1 protein-coding gene is annotated in these 233 nt (G+C 59.7%); it reads left to right on the forward strand.

From position 1 onward, the window contains the following. Positions 1–233, forward strand: a 233-nt coding sequence (locus AC3II9_RS22590; protein WP_489159021.1) for a hypothetical protein, incomplete at both ends; no start/stop codon positions are given.

Genomic DNA, 233 nt, shown 5'->3' on the forward strand with positions numbered 1-233 from the left:
TCTCGGTGGATGGTGGCGAGGCCCTGCCCGTGACCAAAGACCCCGACGGCATCGACGCCTACCAGTGGAGCCCCGATGGTAAGACCATCGCCCTGCTCAAGACCAACCCCGAAGCGAAGAAAGAAAAGTCCCGCACCGAACGCTATGGCGCCTTTGAACTGGTGAACGAAGACTATCGCAATGCCCACCTCTACCTCCTTCCCCTTTCCTACGACACGATCCTTCTGGCAGCC

It is taken from the genome of Lysinibacillus sp. RU7, assembly GCF_057837305.1.